Origin of the sequence: Zavarzinia sp. (assembly GCF_049306435.1) — a bacterium.
Taxonomy (GTDB): domain Bacteria; phylum Pseudomonadota; class Alphaproteobacteria; order Zavarziniales; family Zavarziniaceae; genus Zavarzinia.
The window spans coordinates 1-4,380 of sequence record NZ_JBAQRT010000137.1 but is presented as its reverse complement, the minus strand read 5'-3'; the positions used below and the strand labels follow the sequence as shown (position 1 = coordinate 4,380).

Here is a 4,380-nt window from a genome sequence, read left to right as displayed (position 1 = left end):
GCGCAGGCGCGCCCCCGGCCGCACCCGATAGGCGGGCGCCAGCTGGCCGTTGGTGGTGCGCAGCCGGCCGAAGGTGCCGGCGCGGGCCGCCGTCTTGTCGGTGGTGATCGTGTCGTAACTTCCATCGTCCTTCACGCGCCAGTCCATCAGGACCAGCAATTCCTCCTGGTCGAACAGGCCTTCCTCGCGCGGGTCCTCGACGATGATCACCCCGGCGAGGCCGTGGCTGAGCGCGGTGATGTCGTCGCAATGCGGGTGGAAGAAGAACAGGCCCGGGTCCGGCGGCGCGAAGGAATAGGTGAAACGGTCGCCCGGCTTCACCGGGTCCTGGGTGATCCAGGGCACGCCGTCCATGGCATGGGGAATGCGCAGGCCATGCCAGTGGATCGAACTATGTTCCTTCAGGCCGTTGCGGAATTCGATGGTCACGGGCTGGCGCCGCTTCACCCGCAGGGCGAGGGGCCAGGTCTCGGCATAGGTCCAGGCCAGGGTCGGGCCGCCGCAGCCCGGCAGCCGGATCGGCCGCTCCTTCGCCTCGAGCACGAAATCGGCGGTGGCGGCCCCGGCGGCGCGGGGCAGGGCGGTGGCGGCGATGGCGGCGGCCCCCGTCGCCAGGAACTGGCGCCTGGTCTGCGACATGGATCATCCTTCCCTGAACGCCAGCGCGGTTTCCGGCAAAGTGGACGCCGGTTTGCCGCTGGAAACCGCGCTACTTCAAGACATCTGAGCAATTTGCCGATTCCATGAATCGGCAAATTGCTCAAGGGCAGGTTACTTGAGATCGACTCGCATTAACAGGTGGTGCGGCGAAAAGGCTCAGACCCTGAAGAAGCGGCGCAGCAGGTCGTGATAGATGCGGGTCAGGCGCTCCAGATCCTCGACCCGGACCTTCTCGTCCGCCTTGTGCATGGTCTCGCCGACGAGGCCGAATTCGATCACCGGGCAATAGCGGGCGATGAAGCGGGCGTCCGAGGTGCCGCCGCTGGTCGACAACTCCGGTTTGGCGCCCACTTCCGCCTCGACTGCCGCGCTGATCATGTCCGACAAAGGCCCCGGCTCGGTCAGGAAGGCCTCGCCCGAGGTGCGGGTGTCCAGCGCATAGGCGATGCCGGTCGCGTCCAGTGTTCGGCGCAGCAGCGCGTCGAGCGAGGCGCCGGTGTGGCGGTCGTTGAAGCGGATGTTGAAGCGCGCCGTCGCCACCCGGGGAATCACATTGGTCGCCGGATTGCCGACATCGACCGTGGTGAATTCGAGGTTGGAGGGTTGGAAATGATCGGTGCCGTCGTCGAGTTGCAGGGCATCGAGGGCATTCATCAGGCGCAGCAGCTTGGGAATGGGATTGTCGGCCAGATGGGGATAGGCGACATGGCCTTCCACCCCGGTCACGGTGATCGTGCCGTTGATCGAGCCGCGCCGGCCGATCTTGACCATTTCGCCCAGTCGATGGGGGTTGGTCGGCTCGCCGACGATGCAGCCGTGCCAGACCTCGCCCCGCGCCGACAGGGTCTCGAGCATCTTCACCGTGCCGTTGACCGCCGGGCCTTCCTCGTCGCCGGTGATCAGCAGCGAGATGGCGCCGCCGCGCGGCACCCTGCCATTGCATTCGCCGAGGAAGCGGCTGGCGGCGGCGACGAAACAGGCGATCGCCGCCTTCATGTCGGCGGCGCCCCGGCCCAGCAGCCAGCCCTGGTCGAGGGTCGCGGCGAAGGGATCGACGGTCCAGCGGCCGGCATCGCCCACCGGCACCACATCCGTGTGCCCGGCGAAACAGAAATGGGGGCCGGCCCCGCTGCCATCGCCGATCCGCGCGTAGAGATTGTCGATATCGGGCGTGCCGGCGTCGGCGAAGGGCATATGTTCGACCGAGAAGCCCAGCCCCTTCAGCACCGCGCCCAGCGTGTCGAGCGCGCCGGCGTCGGCCGGCGTCACGCTGGGGCAGCGGATCAGTTCGATCGCCAGCGGCAGGGCATCGAGGGGCGGCAGCTTCATGGCCGTCAGTCGCGCAACAGCTCGTTGATCGAGGTCTTGGAGCGGGTCTGGGCATCGACCCGCTTCACGATCACGGCAGCATAGAGGCCGGGTTCGTTCGGGGTCTTGCCCGGGATGGTGCCCGGCACGACGACGGAATAGGCCGGCACCCGGCCCCGGAACACTTCGCCCGTGGCGCGATCGACGATCTTGGTCGAGGCGCCGATATAGACGCCCATGGAGAGGACGGCGCCGGTCTCGACCACGACACCCTCGGCGACTTCCGAACGGGCGCCGATGAAGCAATTGTCCTCGATCACCACGGGGCCGGCCTGCAGCGGCTCGAGGACGCCGCCGATGCCGGCGCCGCCCGAGATGTGGCAATTGGCGCCGATCTGCGCGCAGGAGCCGACGGTCGCCCAGGTATCGACCATGGTGCCCTTGCCGACATGGGCGCCGACATTGACGAAGCTGGGCATCAGCACGACGCCGGGCGCGATATAGGCGGACTTGCGCACGAAGCAGCCGGGCACGGCGCGGAAACCGGCGGCCTTGAAGCGATTCTCGCCCCAGCCGTCGAACTTGCTCGGCACCTTGTCGAACCAGGCGCCGGCGGCGCCCGGGCCGCCCGGCACGGCGACCGAATCATTGAGGCGGAAGGACAGCAGCACCGCCTTCTTCAGCCACTGGTTCACGACCCAGCCCGACGCCGTCGGCTCGGCCACCCGGACCTCGCCATTGTCGAGCAGCTCCAGCGCCGCCTCCACCGCCTCGCGCACCGCGCCCGTGGTGGCGGAATTGATCCCGTCCCGCGCGTCCCAGGCGGCTTCGATGATGCTGGCGAGTTCCGTTGCGGCCATGATGCTCCAACTCCAGATCGGAAATTTTCCGGACAATAGGGGCCTGCCGCCCCCTGTCAACAGCTCGCCCCGCAAGGCCCCCGACAGCTTCAGTCGAGGGCGCGCAGGAAGGCCGCCAGATCGTCGGCGACATGGTGAATGTGATCGCCCTGGCCCTCGGCGCCCCAGTCGGTGCCGCCCGGCACCCAGACCGTGGTCATGCCGAGGTCGGCCGCCGGTTTCAGGTTGCGCGCCATGTCCTCGACCATGACCGCCCGCCGGGGATCGACGTCGAGCGCCGCCGCCATGGCCCTGTAGGGGCCGATTTCGGGCTTGGGCACATAGCCCGCCGCCACGATGTCGAAAATACCGTCGAAATGGCCGGCGATGCCGAGGCGGGCCAGCACGCGCCGCGCATGGTCGACCGAGCCGTTGGTGAAGATCACCTTCCGGCCCGGCAGGCCGGCCAGCACGGCATCGAGATCGGGCGCGGCGTCGAGCGGCGCGAGATCGATATCATGCACGTAGCCGAGGAATTGATGGGGATCAACGCCGTGATCCTCCATCAGCCCCTTCATGGTCGTGCCATGGCGCTGGAACAGCCGGGTCTTCAGCGCCGAGGCCGCCTCGTCGTCAAGGCCCAGATGCTGGCGGATATAGGCCCGCATCTTCGCTTCGATCTGGTCGAACAACCGGCAGGATGAGGGGTAAAGGGTGTTGTCCAGATCGAACACCCAGGTTTCGGTTGTGTTGCGCAAAGGAAGTGCCATGGAGGGCAGATTGGTCAGGGGCGGGGCGTCTGGCAAGAGCCGTCAACCAATTCTTGACGTTCAGGACCTAGGTTGGGGCAATACCCTGCCGCCAACGGATTGTACCGGCGTGACGATACGCGAGGCCATGAGCGAAAAGACACCCGACCGACGGCCCACCGCCGCGGCAGTTCTCGATCGCCTGGTGGAAAATTATCCCGGTCCCGCCTTCATCGTCGGACAGGGGATCCGGGTGGTCGAAGCCAATGAGGCGGCCCGGCCGCTGGTGCTCGCCCTGCGCGATGGTCACGATACCCTGATCGATCTCATCGAACGCACGCGGCATGGCACCGAGGGCCGGAAGGCCGAGGTGGTGATCGAGCGCCGGCAGTTGTTCGAGGTCTCGGCCCTGCCCTTTGGCGCCGCCGTCCTGGTGATGGCGCGCGACACGACCGAGGAATGCCTGCGCCGCAACCAGTTGACCGATCAGATCGAGCGCCTGTCGGATATCGTCGAATGCCTGCCGGATTTCTCCTTCGAGACCGACGAGGACGGCCGTTTCACCTTCTGCGCGCCGGAGAGGGTGTTCGGCTATGCCGCGAGCGATCTCGTCGGCCGCTTCGCCACGGATATCCTCGATGCCGACTGGCTGGCGGGCCGCAGCGACCCGTTTTCCAGCGACGTGGCGCTGAACGACCGGGAAGTCTGGCTGCTCGCGGCCGAGGGCACCTCGCTGCGCTGCCTGGTTTCGGCGCGGCCGGTGCGCGATGGCATCGGGCGCCGGATCGGCCTGCGCGGCATCGCCCGCGACGTTACCGCGGCGC

The 4,380-nt window shown here is 67.6% G+C and carries 5 protein-coding genes; 1 reads left to right on the top strand and 4 read right to left on the bottom strand.

Going from position 1 to position 4,380, the window contains the following annotated elements; all coding sequences use genetic code 11:
• The 4 genes from WAZ62_RS07405 to WAZ62_RS07390 form a co-directional block, all read right to left on the bottom strand.
• A partial coding sequence (locus tag WAZ62_RS07405) for a multicopper oxidase family protein (RefSeq protein ID WP_422642876.1) occupies positions 1-639 on the bottom strand: 639 nt, incomplete at its 3' end.
• Between the two features lie 177 nt (positions 640-816).
• Complete coding sequence (dapE, locus tag WAZ62_RS07400; protein WP_422642875.1) at positions 817-1,989, bottom strand: succinyl-diaminopimelate desuccinylase; 1,173 nt, start codon at positions 1,987-1,989, stop codon at positions 817-819.
• A 5-nt stretch (positions 1,990-1,994) separates the two neighbouring features.
• Entirely contained in the window at positions 1,995-2,828 is an 834-nt protein-coding gene (gene dapD, locus WAZ62_RS07395; RefSeq protein ID WP_422642874.1) for a 2,3,4,5-tetrahydropyridine-2,6-dicarboxylate N-succinyltransferase, read from the bottom strand.
• An 89-nt stretch (positions 2,829-2,917) separates the two neighbouring features.
• The gene (locus WAZ62_RS07390; RefSeq protein WP_422642873.1) at positions 2,918-3,541 is read right to left on the bottom strand and encodes a pyrimidine 5'-nucleotidase; all 624 of its coding nucleotides are present in this window, start codon (positions 3,539-3,541) and stop codon (positions 2,918-2,920) included.
• A 163-nt stretch (positions 3,542-3,704) separates the two neighbouring features.
• Between WAZ62_RS07390 and WAZ62_RS07385 the strand changes: the two genes are divergently transcribed.
• The coding region (locus WAZ62_RS07385; RefSeq protein ID WP_422642872.1) for a PAS domain S-box protein at positions 3,705-4,380 on the top strand (676 nt) is incomplete at its 3' end.

Bases quoted from the DNA above. Each gene is read 5' to 3' on its own strand.
- dapE (WP_422642875.1), bottom strand. From the start codon at position 1,989: ATGAAGCTGCCGCCCCTCGATGCCCTGCCGCTGGCGATCGAACTGATC.
- dapD (WP_422642874.1), bottom strand. From the start codon at position 2,828: ATGGCCGCAACGGAACTCGCCAGCATCATCGAAGCCGCCTGGGACGCG.